Genomic DNA, 19,418 nt, shown 5'->3' with positions numbered 1-19,418 from the left:
ATCACAAATCCTCTTATCCCTTTCGCTTCTATGGTAAAGCTTTAATTCTTCTTTTTCTACTGATGTTAATTTTCTATAAATCCATTCTTACTTAATAACACTTGCTGACTTCTTTGACAATTTTTCATTTACTAGAGGTATATAAGATTTTTACTTTTTACAAGATGGATATTAATTTTTTAATTATTTAGTAATTTGTTCATTATTGCTTGAATTTGGTACTTCGTCATATCCACTGTCGCAAAACGGTTGGCATTTGATGATTCTTTTAAAGGTAAGCCACAAGCCTTTAGGTGTGCGGTGTATTGTTATAGCTTCTTTGGCATATTCAGAACAAGTGGGATGAAAGCGGCAATTATTGCCAAGTAGCGGGGAAATGAAATATTGATAGAACTTAATTATTAATAAAAGTATTTTACTCATTTTGCAGCTTATCTATTAGTTTTTCCATTTTTTCTTCAGTTAGATCTTCATAATAATCGTCATTGATTTGTACGACCGGAGCGTTAACGCATGCTCCTAAACATTCTATCTCACTTAAAGTAAATTTTTGATCTTCAGTTGTTTCTTTGAGTTTTATACCTAATTTCTTTTCACAAATTTTCATGATATCATCACTACCGCGTAGCCAGCAAGGGGTAGTAGTACATACTTGAATATGATATTTACCAACTCGCTTTAAATTAAACATAGTATAAAAAGTTGCAACTTCATAAGCCCGCATATAAGGCATTTCTAGCATATTTGCGACATACTCGATAGCAGGCACGGGTAGCCAACCGCCATTTTGCCGTTGTGCTAAATCAAGCAGCGGCAATATAGCACTTCTTTTACCCTCCGGCGGATATTTTTTTATAATATCTTCTGCTAGATTTAAGTTTTTCTTATCAAATGTAAAATTTGTAATTTTTGTATTCATATACTCCTAATATTATGAATAGTGTAGTAGACGAAGTTTAATTTGGAAAAGAGCAAGGCGTTTCATATTTTTTGACCGCAGCGACTAGTACGTGAGGATCAAAAAATATTAAACAACGAAGCCAATTTTTCAAATTAAACGAGTCTACCTATCTATCTCACCAAATACTATATCAAGCGTTGCAATAATAGTAATAACATCTGCCATTAAATGACCTTTAGACATAAAATCTAGTCCTTGCAAATGAGCAAAGCCTGGGGCTTTAATTCGGCATCTATAAGGCCTGTTTCCTCCTTGCGAGTATAAATATACTCCAAACTCACCCTTAGGAGCTTCTACTGCTTTGTAGGTCTCGCCTAGAGGAACGTCATACCCTTCTGTATAGAGCTTAAAATGATGAATCATTGCTTCCATAGATTCTTTCATTTTAGCCCTTGTCGGTGGTGTAAGCTTAGGATCATCAGTTTTAACTGCACCTTTCGGCATTTTCTCTATACATTGCTTGATTATCTTAATAGATTCATACATTTCAAGCATACGAACAAAATATCTGTCGTAACAATCACCGTTTTTGCCGATTGGTACTTCAAAGTCCATTTCATCGTAAACGTCATAAGGGTTTGACTTGCGTAAATCCCAAGCTATGCCTGAACCTCTAAGCATCGGTCCTGAAAACCCCCAATCCATTGCCTCTTTTTGAGACACAACGCCGATATCTACTAGCCGCTGTTTCCATAATCTATTTTCATTTAATAGACTTTCAATATCATGAAGTTTAGGAGGAAACTGCTCTATAAACTTATCTATATCTTCAAGTAAACCGTCAGGTAAATCTTCTGCAACGCCCCCAGGTCTAAAGTAGTTTGAATGCATACGAGAGCCGGAAACACGCTCGTAAAATTCCATAATCTTTTCTCGCTCTTCAAAAAGCCATAATAAAGGAGTAGTAGCACCGATATCTAAAGCTTGGCTGCCAATATTCAAAGTATGGTTCAAAATTCTTGTTAGTTCTGAGAATAGTACCCTGATAAACTGAGCTCTTCGTGGGACTTCGCATTCTAGTAGCGACTCGACTGCCAAAGCAAACGCATGTTCTTGGCACATTGGCGAAACATAATCAAGGCGGTCAAAATAAGGTATAGCCTGCAAATATGTTTTATGCTCAATAAGCTTTTCCGTACCACGATGCAGTAACCCAATATGAGGATCGGCGTTATTTACTACTTCCCCGTCCATCTCAAGAATTAACCTTAAAACTCCATGAGTTGCCGGATGCTGCGGACCAAGATTTAGAGTTATAGTTTTAGTGTTGTGAGTCATAGTATTTTCCTACTGTCACCTAGTTCGCTTGACTACGGGGTCCAGTCTTTTTTATTTTTTCTGGATACCGTGGTCAAGCCACGGTATGACATTCATTCTATTTCTGGATCCCCGCTTTTAGCTAGGAATGACATAAAATAATCTACGCAGCCTATGGCTGCTCGCAATGACGTTATTACTTCCCGGCCTTTTCATCCCCAGGTAATACATAAGTCGGGCTATGCCAGTGAGAGCTAAAATCAAACTCACGATATTCTATGTCTAAATCGACCGGCTCATAAGCCACTTTCTTTAGTTTCTCATCATATTTAACCTGCGTATAACCGGTTAACGGGAAATTTTTACGTAATGGATGTCCCTCGAATTCGTAATCGGTGAGTATTCGTCTTTTATCATCATTGCCATCGAAATTTACCCCGTACATATCGTAAACTTCACGCTCATACCAACAAGCGGCACTAAATATATTCATTGCTGAAGGTATGTTTTCTTTTTCAGAAACATGGGTTTTAATTATGAGGCGTTTATTGAGCTTTAAACTTAGTAAATTATATACTATTTCAAATCTTTTATTTATTAAGGTTATTTTGTCTGGATTCCCGCTTTCGCGGGAATGACATCGTTCAGGAAAATCAACCCCAAATAAATCAGTAAGTACAGTAAAACGTAGTTCTTCCGATTCTTTTAAAGCTTTTAAAAAAGGTAATAAAAAATTCGGCTCGATTTTGTAAGTTAGGTAATCTTTAACCGTGACCGGAGTTATTAAGATGCTAGATTTAGCTGCAAGTTTTTCAATGAGTTTGTCTAGCGTCATACTTAAAACCTGTAGTGCGTTTAATTTTTTTCTGTAACTGCATAAGCCCGTAAATTAATGCTTCGGCGGTAGGAGGGCAGCCAGGGACATATACGTCAACCGGTACGATTCTATCACAGCCACGCACTACCGAATAAGAGAAATGATAATAGCCGCCGCCATTAGCACAGCTACCCATTGAAAGCACCCATTTAGGCTCAGCCATCTGATCATATACTTTACGTAGAGCCGGTGCCATTTTATTAGTAAGCGTTCCTGCAACTATCATAAGGTCGGACTGTCTTGGACTTGGTCTAAATAACATACCGAAGCGATCCATATCATACCTACTTGCTGCTGCCTGCATCATCTCAACAGCACAACAAGCAAGCCCAAAAGTCATAGGCCATAAGGAATTAGCTCTCGCCCAGCCTATAACGTCATCAACTTTAGTGAGTAAGAATCCTCTATTAGAAAGCTCATTATTTAATAATTCGTCTTCTTGATAAAAGTTATTATGCATGTTTATTCTTAATAAATTAAATACGAAGTTTAATTTGGTTTGTTGCACGATTCTTATGTCATTCCCGCTTCCGCGGGAATGACATAGAGATTTTACTACCAATCTAAAGCTCCTTTCTTCCATTCATATATGAACCCGATAGTAAGTACGAATAAGAAAAATATCATTGAGAAAAAGCCTATTTTACCTATCATATTAAGGCTAATAGCCCAAGGCACTAAAAATGCGATTTCAAGGTCAAAGATAATAAATAAAATAGCAACTAAGTAAAAACGTATGTCAAATTTTGACCTTGCATCACTAAAAGGTTCAAAACCACACTCATAAGGCTCTAGCTTATCTTTATTATATTTCTTTGTCGATAATAGGTTAGGTAGAATCATTATTAAGCCGGAAACCAATACCGCAATACCGAAAAATATAGCAATCGGTAGATATTCTTGTAAAAGCTCTGAATTTTGTAGCATATGTTTTTATTGTATGAGTATAAGTGCGGTTTATGTCATTCAAGCAACGGCGGGAATCCAAGTTTTTCAGTGTCATACCGCGGCTTGACCGCGGTATCCAAAATTACATTTTTATTTGGATCCCGCGATCGAGTCGCGGGATGACAACAAAGGTTACTGGATTCCCGCCGTTGCTTGAATGACATCAAACACTTACTTCTATACCAAATAGCATCAATTATCAACGATAATATCAGGTTTAACTAGTAACTTCATTAAAACTAGTACCCAAATACCGCTTGATATCCACCATATTTGCCAAATATTATATGAAATCATGCCGAGAATATAGTAATTTATGAAGCATGAATAAGAAGCTGCTCTAAAATTAGAACTCTTTATATGATCGATTTGTTTTAAGTATTTATAAACTAAGCATAAAAATAATATTAGTCCTATTATACCAAGTTCAAGAGTAATTTGTAATATATTATTATGAGGATGTAGCGGCAAAGGATGCCATTTTTCTCCGTTGTAATTTATCATTTCACTATTATTGACTTTGATATATTTAGAAGAAGCAAAGCCATAGCCTAAAATCGGTTTTTCGATGATTTTATTTGCAACAAAATGCCAAATAAATAAACGATGAGCAGCGGAAGGTTGTGTAGCTAAATATTTTTCAGATAAATCTCGTGGTTCTATTTGTTTAGCTATAACGGGGAATAGCAACGAGCCGGTAATTAAACTTATTGCAATTAATTTGAAAAATATCGGCTTTATAACTCTTGCTAAAATAAATATTACTCCGCCTATACTAAAGCCTAAAAAACTCGCTAAACTATCAGAAATACTTAATAAATAAAGCACTAATATATATAGCATTAATGCGTGTCTTCTTTTACCGCTAGAGAGTAAAATTATAATCGCTACCCAAGAAGTAATTGAAAGTAAAGCACAACCACGATCTAGCATATATAAGCCAAAACTAGCTTTGAATGTTCTTGTTAAAAAACCATGAGAAGAATATTCAATGAAGAATAATAATATTGCCGTGAGAATTCCGAGTGTTAAAGCTTTTTTGAGCTGTAAACGATTCCCGAAAGGAGCAGAATTACTAACTGCAAAGCCGAGAAATAAAAGTATGAAAACTTGAGTAAAAGTAGCTAAGCTATTAATAGGATGAATTGCAAGTAAACAAGATATAAAGCACCAAGCAGTGAATAACATTGTCATCCCGCGACTCGATCGCGGGATCCAATTTTTTTTAATTATTTTATGGATACCGTGGTCAAGCCATGGTATGACATTGTTATTAGATTCCTGCTTTCGCAGGAATGACATAGGAGATAGCGGAAATGACATAAACTGCTTTATGACAACACTCAGCAAAAAAATTGTTACAGTAGCTGCAACCGATAAGCCCGCTACCATTCCAAGGCTTGGAATTAGGAATATTAAAGTTGAAGTTAAATAATTTATCATTTCAATTAAAAACAATCTTTAGCAAAAATTTCGTAGATTGGGTGTTCAAATGTTGAAAGTGAGATGCTTGAAGAAATCATCCATCCTTGAAAGAGTAAATTAGGATCTTCATCTATTTTATATTCTGTTATGGTCATCAGTAAATAATTATCTTCATTATACGGATCAAGGTTTTTTATACATTTATGCAATTTGATTTTTATATTACCGAAATATTTTTCCTCTCCAACTTTAAAATTAATTTCTTCAGAAGTGGCAGTAATTTTATTTAGAGCAATAATTTTACCGTTTGTATAGCTCTTAAACTCGGAACTATCATTAATATTATCGTTTGAGTTTAAAACAGGATGATTTTCATCAAGAGGGATAAATAAGTCATTTTCAATGTCTTCGGTTGTATTAACCGACTCTAAATTTTCTGCAAATATAGAAGAGTAAGTACATATGATCGTGATAAAAACAATTCGTAGTAACTTCATAAATAAACATATTATTTTTCAAAATTATATACTATAGGGGATTAATGGCAATGATAATTTGTGATATATGTCATACCGTGGCTTGGCCACGGTATCCAGTTTTTTTTAATTATTTTTTGGACCCCGTGGTCAAGCCACGGGGTGACAGTAAGTCACAGTATGATATAATAACATGCTCCACTCTAAAGAACTCTTAAATTCTATTTTACGGCAGGATTTTCATAGCTTTATCATTAAGGTATTTAATACTATTAATCCGGGAGTAGAGTATTACCCAAGTAAACATATAAGAATAATTACCGATTATCTAAATGCCGTGCAAAGCGGTGATATTAATTGTTTAATAATCAATATACTTCTTTAACTTGAAAAGTTGGAAAATGAATATTTAGATGAGCGAATAATCAATGTTCTTATGGATAATTAATATCTAATACTACCAATTCTTCAGGTAAAAGAAGTATATACCGCCAAGGAGCTTAAAATCTATTTGTGTTAGTGTTGTTTGGCCTGCTTATTTACTTGGAGTTAATCCTACCAAAAGAATTATGGCTGCTAGCTATTCGCAGATATTAAGTATTAAGCACTCGCTAGATTGTCGGTTTATTTTAAATTCCGATTGGTATAAGGCACTTTTTCCGAATACTATCTTTAGTAAAACCCATAATCAAAAAAGTAAATTTTTAACGACAGCTAACGGCTTTAGATTTGCAACATCGGTTGGAGGATCGGCAACAGGTGAGGGCGGTGATATCTTAATTATCGATGATCCTCATAATCCTACGCAAATTCATTCTTATAAAATACGTAAGAAAGTTATAGATTGGTTTGAGCAAACTTTTGTTAGCAGACTAAATAATCGTAATAAGGGAGCGATAGTTCTAGTTATGCAGCGTCTTCATAGTGATGATTTATCCGGTTATCTACTTAATAGTAGCAATTCATGGCATCATTTAAAGATTCCGGCGATTAGCATTCAAGATTACTCTTTTAAATTAATGAATAAAGAATATCAATATTTTAGCGGTGAGATTTTAGATAGCTATAAAGAACCTTCTGACTGTTTAATGAAATTAGAGCAGGAAATAGGTAGCTATAATTATAATGCTCAATATTTGCAAGAACCTATAGCTATAGGGTCATCGCTGCTTAATATAGAAGATATTAGTTTTTATGAAAATCTGCCTGAGAAGTTTGATTATTTTGTACAAAGCTGGGATACGGCAATTAAAATTTCTGAAGATTCCGATTATAGTGTTTGTACTATATGGGGGATTCTTGAGCAGAAATATTATCTAGTATCATTAGTACGGAAAAAAATTAATTATCCTGAGCTTAAAAATATAACGGAAAAATTGGCTAGAGAATATCAGCCAAAATTTATATTAATCGAGGATAAAGCAAGCGGTCAACAATTGATTCAAGATATAGGGTTTTTAGGCGATAATATTGGAGTGATTGGGATTAAGCCAAGGTTCGATAAAGTTACAAGATTCGCCTCGGTAGTTCCTTTATTTCAATCAGCTAGTGTTTTAATACCCAAACAATCAAGCATAATTTTAAAGGAATTACTGAATTTTCCTCATATTAAAAATGACGATATAGTGGATTCCGTTAGCCAGTTCCTGAATTTTATGAAGGATAAATCGTTTAAATATCCTACAAGGATTAGGAGTTTAGTATAAAAATAGTTGCTTTTTTGGATGGATGTTGGTAGTATACTCGCTGAATTTGAAAAATTGGCTACGTGGTTTTTTGCTTTTAATCCTCACGTACTAGTATGTACGCTGCGGTTAAAAGCTTCAAAACGCCTTGCTCTTTTCCAAATTGAGCTTCGTATACCAACTCTTCATTTACTCGAAGTATATTTAGGTCATTCCTGCAAAAGCGGGAATGACCTAGGATTGTGGTATGATACTGATTCGGCTGGGTAGCAAAGTGGTAATGCCGTGGACTGCAAATCCTCTATTCGTCGGTTCGATTCCGACCCTGGCCTCCAATATAAAAATTAACACATCTTATGGAATTTATTTCGCAATTCCTAGAAATGCTCTTAGCCGAGCGAGCATTATCAAAAAATTCTATACTTAGCTATAAGCGTGACCTATTCGATTTTCAAAACTATCTTGCTAAACAAAGATTATCCGAATTAAATATTACCACAGAAAATGTTAGAGATTGGATTGAGTATCTAGCAAGTAATGATTTACAAGCACGCTCAATCAACAGAAAAATCTCAACTATAAAAAGCTACTATGAATTTTTAATTAGCGAAAATCATACTGCTTTTAATCCGGTTCTTAACGTAGATTTACCGAAATACCAAAATAAACTTCCTGAAATATTGTCTATAGATCAAATTAAATCGTTACTTGAATATTGCTCGCAAGATAATTCTCCTGAAGGTATACGGCTTAATGCTATGATTCATTTGCTTTATGCTAGCGGTCTTAGAGTCTCAGAACTTGTTAGTCTTAAGCTTACTGATATTCTGACTAATAAAACTTCTAAAGGAGAAGTAAGAAAAATATTTTCGGTGCTTGGTAAAGGTAGTAAGGAAAGAGTCATAGTAATAAATGAACAGGCAGTTATCTCTATTGCTAAATATCTTGCAATTAGAGATGTTTTTGTGAATAAAGCTAAACCAAAAAATCTAATTTATTTATTTCCTTCATCAGCTTTAGCAGGTTATATGACTAGGCAAAATTTTGCAATTCTATTAAAATCTGCTGCTCTTTATGCCAATCTTAACCCTGAACATATTTCTCCTCATATATTACGCCACAGCTTTGCAAGTCATTTACTTGAGGGCGGAGCAGACTTAAGAGTAATTCAAGAGCTACTCGGTCATGCTGATATATCAACTACCCAAATATATACTCATCTTCAAACTAATCATCTAAAAAAAGCATTATTGCATCACCCTCTTAACAAAAATTAATTTATCTTAATCTTTAATATAAGTGCTTGTTAATATTTTTTAACTAAATATAATACACCTTATTAAATTTAAGGAATAAATTATATGAAGCTAAAAGAAATTATGCTCTCTTGTATTAGTAAACCTAGAGAAATTGAAGAAAAATATCCTAGATTAGCTCAAAAGAAAGAATCAGGGTTCAATGTTTATTTCGGGTTAGGTCAAAGAAACTTAGAAAGAGAAGAATTATGTGATGAAGCATCACATAATTTAGCAAATTTAGTTATCCAAGAAATAGATAACGAAAATTTTGATTTTGGGATTTTACAAAAGATGCAGCAGGCTTTTAGCATTGCAAGTAAGCAAAAACAAAGAAAAGCTTTTATAAGTTTTTTAGATAAAGAGCTTAATAAAGAGCACTTACATAAACTCAGTCAAGCAATAATAGAAAATGCAGATGAATTAATGCCGGATGATGATCCTAATTTCGTTTGTCGTACTCCTAATAATAAAGTTTTTCAAGAAATATTATTATTGCAAGCAGAAAGAAACAATTTTGCTGTAGAAGTTGATAAAAAAGGAACTTTAAAAATTAACTTTCCTAGCAGGATACTTGAACTTTACAAGTTATTAGTAGATAATTTTTATTTGAAAAACTTTGAAAAAGAGGAATTGCAGAAAAAATTATATCAGGAATTGTTCCATGATTGTCAAATTCCTTTTGAAGAACTAATTGAAAAAGAGGAATTGCAGAAAAAATTATATCAGGAATTGTTCCATGATTGTCAAATTCCTTTTGAAGAATTAATTGAAGAAGTAAGTTTTTTTGAAAATTTTATTGAATGCTTAAAAGAATTTTATATTAAAAATAGCTTAGCACAAAGCATAATGTTTTTACTTGTAAGTAAATATATCGCAGAGCATGATGTAGCAAAAGAATTATTTAAGTCAGAGAGGTTTAAAAAAGTAAGTGAATTAGAAAAATTTAAACCATACTATGATATTAATAAGGGCGATGAAGTAGATAGTTATGTATTTAATTCTATATTAAATGATGTAAAAGGTGTTTATATTAGCAATTTAACATCTTCAAATATATTAGAGCTAGTAAATCATAGTCAACCAGATGGTGAGATAGTATCAATAGAAATTCTAGGAAATAGCGAAAGTACAGTATGACTTTCTAGATACTGTCTTAAAGTGTTGATTATAAATATAGTAAAAACCTCTAGAAATTAATTTAATCTATCATTTATATTTAAATAATTATAAGTTAGATTAATATTAAATATGGCTACAAAAAATAAAAAAGAAACAGTGAATACTGAAACAAAAAATTTAGCAAATTTAGTTATCAAAGAAATAGGTAACGAAAATTTTGATTTTGATGTTTTGCAAAAGATGCAGCAGGCTTTTAGTACTGCAAGTAAGCAAAAACAAAGGGAAGCTTTTATAAGTTTTTTAGATAAAAAGCTTAATAAGGAACAGTTACATAAGCTCAATCAAGCAATAATGGAAAATGCAAATGAATTAATGCCGGATAATGATCCTAATTTTGTTTGTCGTACTCCTAATAATAAAGTTTTTCAAGGAATATTATTGTTGGAAGCAAAACGCTCAGGTATGAAAGCAAAATTTAATGATAAAGGAGAATTACAATCTCTTGATGTAAAAGATATAACCCAGGAAATATTAGATCACTATCGTATTTTACAAGAAAAATTTTATCCTAAAAGAAATTCTAAAGATTTAGTGGATAGTAGAATAGCTCAAAGTATTAATTTTTTATTATATGCTCCACTTTTTCGAGAATCAGAAATATATGAGAAAATATATAAAAAATCACCGGAAGAAGCATTGAAAATAGAAGGAGGAATAGCTGCTCCTAACGGTAAGTATGTTAAACAATTAGTAGATGCTAAAATAGGAACTAATATACATTTTAATACCAAAGAAAATTTAGAAAATAAAGCAAGTGAAGAAAAAGAGACTAAGATATCTTCAATAATTGAAAAAGCAATAACAACACTAGAGAAAGACAAAAAGGTAAGTATTGAAGATAAGAGACGAGAAGAAATAAAAAGGCATTTATCTAAATCCTTAGAAGGAGCTTCTGATTATATATTAACATTCAAAAAAAATGATTTAGTAGATATAATACATCAAGAATTAGATAAAAGACAAACTTGGTGGTCAAAGATTGTTAATTATATAAGTATAAAATCATATTCTATTTCTAAAGAAAATCTTGAGAAAATAGGAAAAATAATAAATAGTGAAATTAAAAATTCTCATACTCCTTTAAAGGTAGAAGTACAAGAACAGTTAAAAAAAGAGTTAAATAGATTAAATAATCCGGCATTGCCGTCAGAAGCTAAAAAGGTTCAGGCAAAATCCAAAAAACCTCCTGTTCCTCCAAAACCTGAACATCTCAAAAAAAGAAATCACGGATTATAATGTCATTCCTAGCTAAAATCGGGAATCCAGAAAAAAAGCGAAATTATTTGAGCTTTTAATTTCAAAAATTTTCTGTATTTATACTTTTTTTTTGGATTCCCGCTTTCGTGGGAATGACATAAAGAGCATTTACCGGCCCACGCAACAACGCCACGCGGGAATGACATCGAACACGTTTAATTATCTATGAACAATAATTTATAATTTATTACTTCCCATAATATTATATCCGCAATCTACATAATGAATTTCACCGGTAACACCTTTAGATAAATTACTAAATAAATATACTGCTGCTCCTCCGACATCTTCTTGGGTAGTATTACGTTTTAACGGTGCGGTTGCAGCGTGAGATTTAAGCATAGTACTAAAATCACCTATTGCACTAGATGCTAGAGTTTTGATAGGTCCTGCCGAAATAGCGTTTACTCTAATATTATTTTCTCCCAAATCGTTTGCTAGATATTTTACACTAGCCTCAAGTGCAGCTTTAGAAATCCCCATGACATTATAATTAGGTATAACTTTTTCAGCACCGTAGTAAGTTAACGTCACAATGCTTCCGCCGTCATGCATTAAGGCTTCTGCGGACCTCGAGAGTTCTAAAAGAGAGTAACATGAGATATGTAAAGAATTATGAAAATTTTCTAAGCTAGTATCAACATAACGTCCTTTTAATTCATTTTTATCGGCAAAAGCCATACCGTGAAGTAAAAAATCGAAGCTACCCCATTTCTCTTTTATATCATCAAATAAATTACTAATTGATTTTGGATTCGTAACATCAAGTTCGCTAACAAAATTACAACCTATTTCCTCAGCGAGTGGTTTAACGCGTTTTTCTAGTACTTTCGATTGATAAGTAAACCATAGCTCTGCTCCGTGTTTTTTAGCAAGCTGTGCAATCGCCCACGATATTGACATATTATTTGCAATGCCTGTAATTAAGCCTTTTTTTCCTTGTAGTAATCCTGTAGTCATTTATTTACTCATTATATTAAAACTTGCTGAAATGATAGCATGATGTATTATTTTGTAAACAAATAATCGATAAAAATGTATAAACCTAAAATCATATGTTTACTGCTAGGGATGTTAAGCGGTTTAGTTTTTGCTCCCACTTTCTTTATACCGGCATTATTAACGTTATCTTACTTATGTAATATAGTTCAAAAATCCGAAAATTGGCAAGAAGCCGCAAAATTTGGTTATTTATTCGGTTTTGGGCATTTTTTAAGTGGAATATATTGGATAAGTATTGGTGTTAGCGTTTATATTGCGGATTTTTGGTGGGCAATTCCTTTTGCGTTATTTGGGCTACCTATAGTTTTAGCTTTCTTTATATCGGCAAGCTGTATGCTTAGTTTTTTTGCTAAAAATAATAAATATTACCAATTTATATTCTGTTTATGTTGGGTATTATTTGAGTGGATACGTTCATGGATTTTTACCGGTCTTCCTTGGAATTTGATCGGCTATGCTTTCTCGTTTTCAGATATTTTAATACAGCCTTTAAGTATAATAGGGATATATGGACTTAGTTTTATAGTTATATATATTTCTACATCAGCTTATCCTTTATTTAGCAAACAATTTACTCAGTTAAAAATATTACTAGCTAGTTCAGTCTTAATATTAACCGTAATTGTCATTTATGGAGCAGTAAGGCTAAGTAATAACCCTACAAATTTCACTGATATAAAAGTACGATTAGTACAGCCTTCAATACCTCAAACCGAAAAATGGAATGAAGAAGAATTTTGGCATAATTTAATGCTACATATTAATTTATCGGAAAATTCCGAACCCACCGATTTAATTATTTGGTCTGAAGCAGCATTAGTAGTACCTGATGATATACCGCAAGTTAAATCAGAATTACTAAAAATGCTAAATTCTACAAATGCTATTTTGATAACAGGAGGGATCTCGGATAATAAAAAACAAGGTGATGAGTTTGAACTTTACTCAGCTATGTATGCTCTTGATAAAAATGATCATAAATTATTTGAATATCATAAATCACATTTAGTACCTTTCGGTGAGTATATGCCTCTTAAAAAGATACTACCGTTTAAGAAATTAACTCACGGTTTAATTGATTATAAAGAAGGAGACGGAGGGCTTGTTTATCTTGAAAAATATAATCTTAAAATTAAACCTTTAATTTGTTATGAATCTATTTTTCCTGATTTTGTACGGACGAATAATGAAATAGCCGATGTAATAATTAATATTACAAATGATGCGTGGTATGGTAAATCAAGCGGTCCATATCAGCATTTTCATATTAGTAGAAGTAGAGCCGTAGAGAATGGTTTACCTATGATTAGAGTAGCAAATAACGGTATTTCAGCTATAGTAGATCCTTTTGGTAGAACAATAAAAAAACTAAATCTAAATGAAATAAATTATACTCAAGGTTTAATTCCTAAAAAACTAACCTCTCCTACTATATTCTCGCAATTTGGTAATTTTACTATTCTATTACTCATCGTTTTTATACTTTTAATTAATTATTTATTAGCCTTAATTCTTGATAACTAAAGGGTTGTAGCATTATTATATTTAATTTTTAATAAAGTTGCTTGATTAAATATAAAGTATTATATATATATACTACATTTAAAGTTGAATAGACTTTATTAATAATTAAAGCTTATTGTTAAAATGAATGATTCAATAAAACATTTTTAAATTTTCATTGACTTAGCATTACCAAAGCATTAATTTTTTTTAAAATTAATGATCGTTATGATACCGGTTTAACAGGTGAAGAGCCGCCTATAAGTTGGACTGCAGGTCAAGATGTTCTATCGCAATTAATAGGGCAAACGGTATTAGAACAAACAGAAAATACATAGTTTAAGAAATGAATTTCTTTTTCATTTTGCAAGCCTTGCTGCATAAGTACTGAATCTTCATTGCGAGGAGCGAAGGGCGTTGTTGCATGGCTCGTTTATGTCATTCCCGCGTAGGCGGGAATCCAGTAAAAAAACATAAATACGGCAAGTTTTTAAAATTAAAAGCTCGATTTATCTCGCTTTATGCTGGATTCCCGCCTACGCGGGAATGACATTGAAGTATGGCTATCTCAGGCAATTCTTTTAGGTAATACTATTTATTGGTTATTGACATAATCTTAAAATGGTGCTTAACATTAAAAGTTAAGAGACTATCTATAAATAAGTTTAATTAGTAGTGAAAGAGCTTTTTTAGCAAAAATTGATAAGATTTTTGAAAGAATATTATTTGTATTTCAAATAAATCTTACTATTTGCAGCAAAAAATAATTTAATTAGCCTTAAAATTTATTTACAGATAGCCTCTAAGGTAGAGCTTTCTTGACTATTTAGCTTCTAGTCAAAGAAAGATAAGTTTTTTATCTTTACTTTACATTTCTACAGTTAAAAATATTTATGATATCTTTAAAGGTTAATAGTTTAATACAAAATTGGCGTTGGCGTAGATAATTTTTTGCGTTTATATGTTTGCTATATGCAAATTTAGATTTTGATTATTAAATTATAACTTATGACAGGATATTAAAATGTTTATCTCTAATATTTTTCAAAAATTTTTTTCTTTTCTTTTTGTTTTATTTATCACAGCTGCAATTTATGCGGATCAAAAAAAAGTAGCAATTATTGTTCCGCTTGAACATGCTGCAATGACCGAGATTATATTGGGAATTAAAGAGTCGCTAAAAGATATAGATGCAGAAATTATAGTTAAAAATGCTCATGCTGATTCTAATATACCTCTAGTAAATGAAAAATTGTCAAAGAAGTCAGCAAGTGTTATTAAGTAAGAATGGATTTATAGAAAATTAACATCAGTAGAAAAAGAAGAATTAAAGCTTTACCATAGAAGCGAAAGGGATAAGAGGATTTGTGATAGAATCAAAGCTGTTCTCACGTATGATGATAGCTATAGTATTGATGAGATATCGAAAGTGTTATTACTGAGTGATGAAGGGATAAGAAAACATTTAATAGATTATCATAATGCTCAGAAGCTTAAGCCTGGAAATGGCGGTAGTGATAGTAAACTTACTAGACAGGAGGAAGCAGAGTTAATAGTTCATCTAGAAAATAATAATTATGTGTATGCTAGAGATATAGGTTTGTTCATAGAACGTCAATATGGAGTAATCTATACATTAGCTGGGGTAATCAAGCTGTTACACAGACTTGGTTTTAGTTATCAGAAACCTAAGTTAATGCCTGGAAAAATAGATTTAGCTAAGCAAGAGGAATTTAAGCTGCAATATATACTTCTTTTACCTGAAGAATTGGTAGTGTTAGACATTAATTATCCATAAGAACATTGATTATTCGCTCATCTAAATATTCATTTTCCAACTTTTCAAGTTAAAGAAGTATAGTTTGCTAAAAAATAATTTAGCTAAAGATGAGTCTATTTATTTTATGGATAGTGTTCATCCTCAATACCAAACTCGAGCAAAATTTGGTTGGATTAGAAAGAATGTAGTTAAAACATTACCAAGTTTCAGTGGTTGGAAGCGTAAACATATTATTGGTGCTATTAATCTTAAGGATTTAGAGGTAGTAACAACTGACAATCCTAAGGTTAATGGTGATTATATTATTGAATTTTTAAAGAAATTAGAAGCAAATAATCAAGATAAAAGTAAGATTTATTTGATATGCGATAATGCTGGATATCATAGGTCAAAAAAGGTAAAAGAATATCTACAATACAGTAAAATAGAGTTACTATTTTTGCCAGCATATAGTCCTAATTTGAATCCAATTGAACGACTGTGGAAATTTATGCATTCTGTTGTAAGTAACAATAAATTTTATGCGAATTTTGAGACATTTACTGATTCTATACGAATATTTTTTGAAAATATTGAAAAATATAAAAATAAAATTTCTTCATTGGTAAATGACAATTTTCAAACCATTGTGCCTAATCATTTTAACAACTCTTCATGTTGAAGAAGTATACTTCTTTAACTTGAAAAGTTGGAAAATGAATATTTAGATGAGCGAATAATCAATGTTCTTATGGATAATTAATATCTAATACTACCATTCTTCAGGTAAAAGAAGTATATATAATTATTTATTAAAGCATCTTTATCAAAACCACGATCATATGCCCCCATTTTTATTTTCTCAATCGGCAGCACTTTAGCAACATCAGCTAAATCTATAGTTTTACCTTGTTCTATATATTCGTTTATCTCTTTATCTATCCTTTTGGAACATAATCTTTAACTATTTTTTTAAAATAATCGCTTGAAAATTCTTGTTCTTTTGAGGTTTTAAATAAATCAAGCATAACATTATCCAGCGATTTACTCCTATTATTCTCTTTAATGAGATTATCCAAATAAAGTGCAAAAACAAACCCACGATAATACGGTAATTTCTCTACTGTATAATCTTTCCAATAATCTGTTTTGATTAAATTATTAGGTTCATTTATTACAGGTGATAAATAATAATCCTGAAAGAATTGGTTAAATGCTTCTACAAACTCTTCAAGCGTTATAACTTCGGCACGCAAAGCTAAAACACGTGAATAATAATCGGTAAACCCTCACTCCACCAATAATTTAGTGCTTCGTCTTCTAAATTATTACGTATTTTCTTACCTATCCAATTATGCAGATGTTCATGAGCAAGCAACGTTATATACTTCTTTTACCTGAAGAATTGGTAGTATTAGATATTAATTATCCATAAGAACATTGATTATTCGCTCATCTAAATATTCATTTTCCAACTTTTCAAGTTAAAGAAGTATATAATCCCGTTTATCCACACCTTGAGGAATAAACGCGGTAAAACTATGAGTTAAGCCCGTTCCGCCCATATGTCTAGGTTGATTCCCCTCGATTAAGCTTATTAGATAATAAGGAAAATCATTATCATGGAAAAATGCTCTTTGTCCCTTGATAATTTTATTTATATAAGAAGCTATTTCTTCATCTTTAAGATCAAACTGACCATGCAGAGAAAGATATACAGGATTTTTTTGATCGACAATTTTGTAAATACGTAAATCACCCGCTGCATAAACGGCACTATATAATTCAATCGGCGTAACTTTAAATTTCACGCTTTTACCAAGACCATAATCTGATATTGTTTTCCAGCTATCAGGAATATTATTCCATTCAATATTAAACTCTACTATGTCATTTCCATTTAAATCGCCGGGAGTAGCAAAAAGCCCATAACCCGGTGAATGAATTAAATTTTGTCTAATTATTGCTTCGTGAACATCGCAAGGATTACCGGTTTTTTGATATATTTCGTAGCTTAAACGAATAATATTGATTTTTCCCGTATTTAAAATAACTTCATTCGAGTCTTGATTTCTAAACTGCAACTTTCCAATTGGATATTCTAGCTTAACATTTTTGATTTGCTGATAGTATGAACCGCTTGCCCAAGCATAGGGTAAATCTAAAATAACTTCACCGCTCATATCGCCTATTATTTCCGTTTCAACTTTAATAGCTGAAACAGGCATGTTAGACAAAGGTGTTATTTTGTAATTTACCTGCCGATAAGTATTTGCTAATACTAGATTTGGAATTAGAATTATGAATATTATCAAAAAATTTTTTAGAAAGTACATTTTCAAAACTCATGGATTTTAGAGATTATTTAGATTGTTGTACGACTCTCGATGCCATTCCTGCGTGGCATTGTTGCATGGAGCAGTTTCGCCTCTGTCATCCCGTGGCTTGACCAACGTTGTTACATAGAGCGTTTTATGTCATTCCCGCGAAAGCGGGAATCCAGTAAAATCTATGAAAAATTTATTTTTTTAGGTTTATTTTGTCAGTATTAAGACTATTTTTTCTAGATTCCTGCTTTCGCAGGAATGACATCGAGTAGGTTTACCGCTCCACGCAACAATAGCTGCTCACAATGACGATATCTATGTAGGCATGTATTCTATTTAATTATTACTTTCTACCATTAATTTATAAGCTTCATCATCTTCAAGCCATTTAGCGTTTTCTATTAAATATGATTCTTGAAATGCGGCGAGTTTTGGATCAGGTTCTCCCATTAAATGTTTAAGCCCGTCAAATAAAATACCTAAAAATCCAATATTATTCTTTTTACAATAATCTCTTACATCTTCAACATGCTTTTCACGGTCATCAATAAATACAATAAAACTAGCATTTAGTGCTTCAGAAAATTTTGATAAAGTACCGCTCTTTGAATGATTACCTGTTATAAATATCCCTTTATAACAAATAGCATCATCCTTTTGTCCTGAATTACACGCTGCTAATTCTTCATTATCTGAAAATTCTATACCTAGACTCTTTAATTCTTAATATCGCCAATCTTGCATCGAAAGAATATTGCCGAACTCTCCCGTATTCATTTGTGTAAGAGCATAAACAGGAAACTCTGCCTTGAGCTTGTTTATAACTTCTACCCACTCTTCATCAATTAATATTACTTTTCGCTGAAGCCGCCAATTACTGACAATTTCTTCATAATTATCATAATTACTTTTATTTTCCTTAATTCTATCAATCATTTTATTATAAGGCGGCTTCTTAAAAGTTTTTGATTTAGGAGCAATAATAGTATCGTCAACATCAATAAATATAGATACATCATCAGGGGCATTTTTTATTATTAAATCATAGATTTTTGCGGCACTATCGGCAGTTTCAAAATCTTTCATACGTTATTAAATTCAATCCTAAGCTCTTTAGTTAAAATATCCATCAGCTCAAATTCTGCTCTATTTTTCCATTTTCCTTGTTCATAAAAAAAATGATAAGGACCGCTAACCGGTGACGATAACCAAATTTCTTTGGCGGCACTTTGTTTATTTATTACATATATACCCTTATCAGTATCAAGATTTAATATATCACCTTGTAAATCCACGTCTATACTTGCTTCTTTATCTTGCTCTTCTATCTTGTCGGCTATATATGCAATTGTTGTTTCGGCTATTTTACTAAATTCTGTATTATTCATGATAACATCCGTTAAATGGATAAAAATATACGAAGATCAACTTCAAAAAGAGCAAGGAGTCTATAAGGAGAGGAAC

Annotated in this window: 23 protein-coding genes, 1 tRNA gene and 2 pseudogenes; 13 read left to right on the top strand and 13 right to left on the bottom strand. The window is 31.9% G+C overall.

What is annotated here, in order from left to right:
* Positions 1-183: 183 nt before the first annotated feature.
* The 6 genes from yidD to AC5584_RS01610 all read right to left on the bottom strand — a co-directional run bounded on the left by yidD (position 184) and on the right by AC5584_RS01610 (position 4,022).
* Entirely contained in the window at positions 184-423 is a 240-nt protein-coding gene (gene yidD / locus AC5584_RS01635) for a membrane protein insertion efficiency factor YidD (protein ID WP_499216633.1), read from the bottom strand.
* Positions 416-919: an NADH-quinone oxidoreductase subunit NuoE gene (nuoE, locus tag AC5584_RS01630; protein WP_410526764.1), complete on the bottom strand. Its 504-nt coding sequence runs from the start codon at positions 917-919 to the stop codon at positions 416-418. The genes yidD and nuoE overlap by 8 nt, the downstream gene beginning before the upstream one ends.
* A 144-nt stretch (positions 920-1,063) precedes the next feature.
* A complete protein-coding gene (gene nuoD, locus AC5584_RS01625) occupies positions 1,064-2,239 on the bottom strand; it encodes an NADH dehydrogenase (quinone) subunit D (protein WP_499216632.1) in 1,176 nt (391 codons plus the stop codon).
* Between the two features lie 175 nt (positions 2,240-2,414).
* On the bottom strand, positions 2,415-3,053 hold the full coding sequence (locus AC5584_RS01620) for an NADH-quinone oxidoreductase subunit C (protein WP_499216631.1): 639 nt from the start codon (positions 3,051-3,053) through the stop codon (positions 2,415-2,417).
* On the bottom strand, positions 3,031-3,555 hold the full coding sequence (locus AC5584_RS01615; protein ID WP_410526772.1) for a NuoB/complex I 20 kDa subunit family protein: 525 nt from the start codon (positions 3,553-3,555) through the stop codon (positions 3,031-3,033). The genes AC5584_RS01620 and AC5584_RS01615 overlap by 23 nt, the downstream gene beginning before the upstream one ends.
* Positions 3,556-3,650: 95 nt before the next feature.
* Entirely contained in the window at positions 3,651-4,022 is a 372-nt protein-coding gene (locus AC5584_RS01610) for an NADH-quinone oxidoreductase subunit A (RefSeq protein WP_045812498.1), read from the bottom strand.
* A 32-nt stretch (positions 4,023-4,054) separates the two neighbouring features.
* Here AC5584_RS01610 and AC5584_RS01605 point away from each other — a divergent pair, with 32 nt between their 5' ends.
* Positions 4,055-4,204 (top strand): hypothetical protein, encoded by a 150-nt coding sequence (locus tag AC5584_RS01605; protein ID WP_499216630.1) that lies wholly within the window; start codon positions 4,055-4,057, stop codon positions 4,202-4,204.
* 31 nt (positions 4,205-4,235) lie between these two features.
* On the opposite strand, the gene AC5584_RS01600 is transcribed toward AC5584_RS01605, so the two are convergent.
* Both AC5584_RS01600 and AC5584_RS01595 read right to left on the bottom strand, forming a co-directional pair.
* Positions 4,236-5,486, bottom strand: a complete 1,251-nt coding sequence (locus AC5584_RS01600) for an O-antigen ligase family protein (protein ID WP_499216629.1) — start codon at positions 5,484-5,486, stop codon at positions 4,236-4,238.
* A gap of 5 nt (positions 5,487-5,491) precedes the next feature.
* Complete coding sequence (locus tag AC5584_RS01595; protein ID WP_499216628.1) at positions 5,492-5,965, bottom strand: DUF2155 domain-containing protein; 474 nt, start codon at positions 5,963-5,965, stop codon at positions 5,492-5,494.
* 172 nt (positions 5,966-6,137) lie between these two features.
* Between AC5584_RS01595 and AC5584_RS01590 the strand changes: the two genes are divergently transcribed.
* The 6 genes from AC5584_RS01590 (at position 6,138) to AC5584_RS01565 (ending at position 11,342) form a co-directional block, all read left to right on the top strand.
* Positions 6,138-6,329: a hypothetical protein gene (locus AC5584_RS01590; protein WP_499216627.1), complete on the top strand. Its 192-nt coding sequence runs from the start codon at positions 6,138-6,140 to the stop codon at positions 6,327-6,329.
* A 184-nt stretch (positions 6,330-6,513) separates the two neighbouring features.
* On the top strand, positions 6,514-7,650 hold the full coding sequence (terL, locus tag AC5584_RS01585) for a phage terminase large subunit (protein WP_499216626.1): 1,137 nt from the start codon (positions 6,514-6,516) through the stop codon (positions 7,648-7,650).
* A 239-nt stretch (positions 7,651-7,889) separates the two neighbouring features.
* Positions 7,890-7,964 (top strand) — tRNA-Cys (locus AC5584_RS01580).
* Between the two features lie 21 nt (positions 7,965-7,985).
* Positions 7,986-8,906: a site-specific tyrosine recombinase XerD gene (gene xerD, locus AC5584_RS01575; protein ID WP_499216625.1), complete on the top strand. Its 921-nt coding sequence runs from the start codon at positions 7,986-7,988 to the stop codon at positions 8,904-8,906.
* 84 nt (positions 8,907-8,990) lie between these two features.
* Entirely contained in the window at positions 8,991-10,064 is a 1,074-nt protein-coding gene (locus AC5584_RS01570) for a DUF5410 family protein (RefSeq protein ID WP_499216624.1), read from the top strand.
* Between the two features lie 111 nt (positions 10,065-10,175).
* Positions 10,176-11,342: a DUF5410 family protein gene (locus tag AC5584_RS01565; RefSeq protein WP_499216623.1), complete on the top strand. Its 1,167-nt coding sequence runs from the start codon at positions 10,176-10,178 to the stop codon at positions 11,340-11,342.
* A 198-nt stretch (positions 11,343-11,540) separates the two neighbouring features.
* Here the strand turns inward: AC5584_RS01565 and fabI are convergent, their stop codons facing one another.
* Positions 11,541-12,323: an enoyl-ACP reductase FabI gene (gene fabI, locus AC5584_RS01560; protein WP_499216622.1), complete on the bottom strand. Its 783-nt coding sequence runs from the start codon at positions 12,321-12,323 to the stop codon at positions 11,541-11,543.
* A gap of 75 nt (positions 12,324-12,398) precedes the next feature.
* On the opposite strand from fabI, the gene lnt reads away from it, so the two are divergent.
* The 5 genes and pseudogenes from lnt to AC5584_RS01535 all read left to right on the top strand — a co-directional run bounded on the left by lnt (position 12,399) and on the right by AC5584_RS01535 (position 16,309).
* On the top strand, positions 12,399-13,889 hold the full coding sequence (lnt, locus tag AC5584_RS01555; RefSeq protein WP_499216621.1) for an apolipoprotein N-acyltransferase: 1,491 nt from the start codon (positions 12,399-12,401) through the stop codon (positions 13,887-13,889).
* Between the two features lie 197 nt (positions 13,890-14,086).
* Positions 14,087-14,206, top strand: a pseudogene (locus AC5584_RS01550) (negative regulator of beta-lactamase); the annotation flags it as partial.
* Between the two features lie 686 nt (positions 14,207-14,892).
* Positions 14,893-15,153 (top strand): ABC transporter substrate binding protein, encoded by a 261-nt coding sequence (locus AC5584_RS01545; protein WP_499216620.1) that lies wholly within the window; start codon positions 14,893-14,895, stop codon positions 15,151-15,153.
* 144 nt (positions 15,154-15,297) lie between these two features.
* Positions 15,298-15,666: a helix-turn-helix domain-containing protein gene (locus tag AC5584_RS01540; RefSeq protein ID WP_499216619.1), complete on the top strand. Its 369-nt coding sequence runs from the start codon at positions 15,298-15,300 to the stop codon at positions 15,664-15,666.
* Positions 15,667-15,730: 64 nt separating this feature from the next.
* Complete coding sequence (locus AC5584_RS01535) at positions 15,731-16,309, top strand: IS630 family transposase (RefSeq protein WP_499216618.1); 579 nt, start codon at positions 15,731-15,733, stop codon at positions 16,307-16,309.
* A 256-nt stretch (positions 16,310-16,565) separates the two neighbouring features.
* Here the strand turns inward: AC5584_RS01535 and AC5584_RS01530 are convergent, their stop codons facing one another.
* Together AC5584_RS01530 and AC5584_RS01525 are read right to left on the bottom strand one after the other, a co-directional pair.
* Positions 16,566-16,883: a hypothetical protein gene (locus tag AC5584_RS01530; RefSeq protein WP_499216617.1), complete on the bottom strand. Its 318-nt coding sequence runs from the start codon at positions 16,881-16,883 to the stop codon at positions 16,566-16,568.
* A gap of 228 nt (positions 16,884-17,111) precedes the next feature.
* Positions 17,112-17,810, bottom strand: a complete 699-nt coding sequence (locus AC5584_RS01525) for a hypothetical protein (RefSeq protein ID WP_499216616.1) — start codon at positions 17,808-17,810, stop codon at positions 17,112-17,114.
* Positions 17,811-18,014: 204 nt separating this feature from the next.
* Here AC5584_RS01525 and AC5584_RS01520 point away from each other — a divergent pair, with 204 nt between their 5' ends.
* Positions 18,015-18,179, top strand: coding sequence for a hypothetical protein (locus AC5584_RS01520; protein ID WP_499216615.1), 165 nt, complete (start codon positions 18,015-18,017; stop codon positions 18,177-18,179).
* Between the two features lie 111 nt (positions 18,180-18,290).
* Here AC5584_RS01520 and AC5584_RS01515 read toward each other — a convergent pair.
* Positions 18,291-19,040: pseudogene (locus AC5584_RS01515) on the bottom strand (DUF2608 domain-containing protein).
* Entirely contained in the window at positions 19,037-19,342 is a 306-nt protein-coding gene (gene cyaY, locus AC5584_RS01510) for an iron donor protein CyaY (RefSeq protein ID WP_499216614.1), read from the bottom strand. The pseudogene AC5584_RS01515 and the gene cyaY overlap by 4 nt, the downstream one beginning before the upstream one ends.
* Between the last annotated feature and the right edge of the window lie 76 nt (positions 19,343-19,418).

Origin of the sequence: Rickettsia endosymbiont of Villa modesta (assembly GCF_964026485.1) — a bacterium.
Taxonomy (GTDB): Bacteria; Pseudomonadota; Alphaproteobacteria; order Rickettsiales; family Rickettsiaceae; genus Rickettsia; species Rickettsia asembonensis.
Note: the sequence above shows the minus strand (reverse complement) of the source record. Positions and strands in the feature narration are given on the sequence as shown.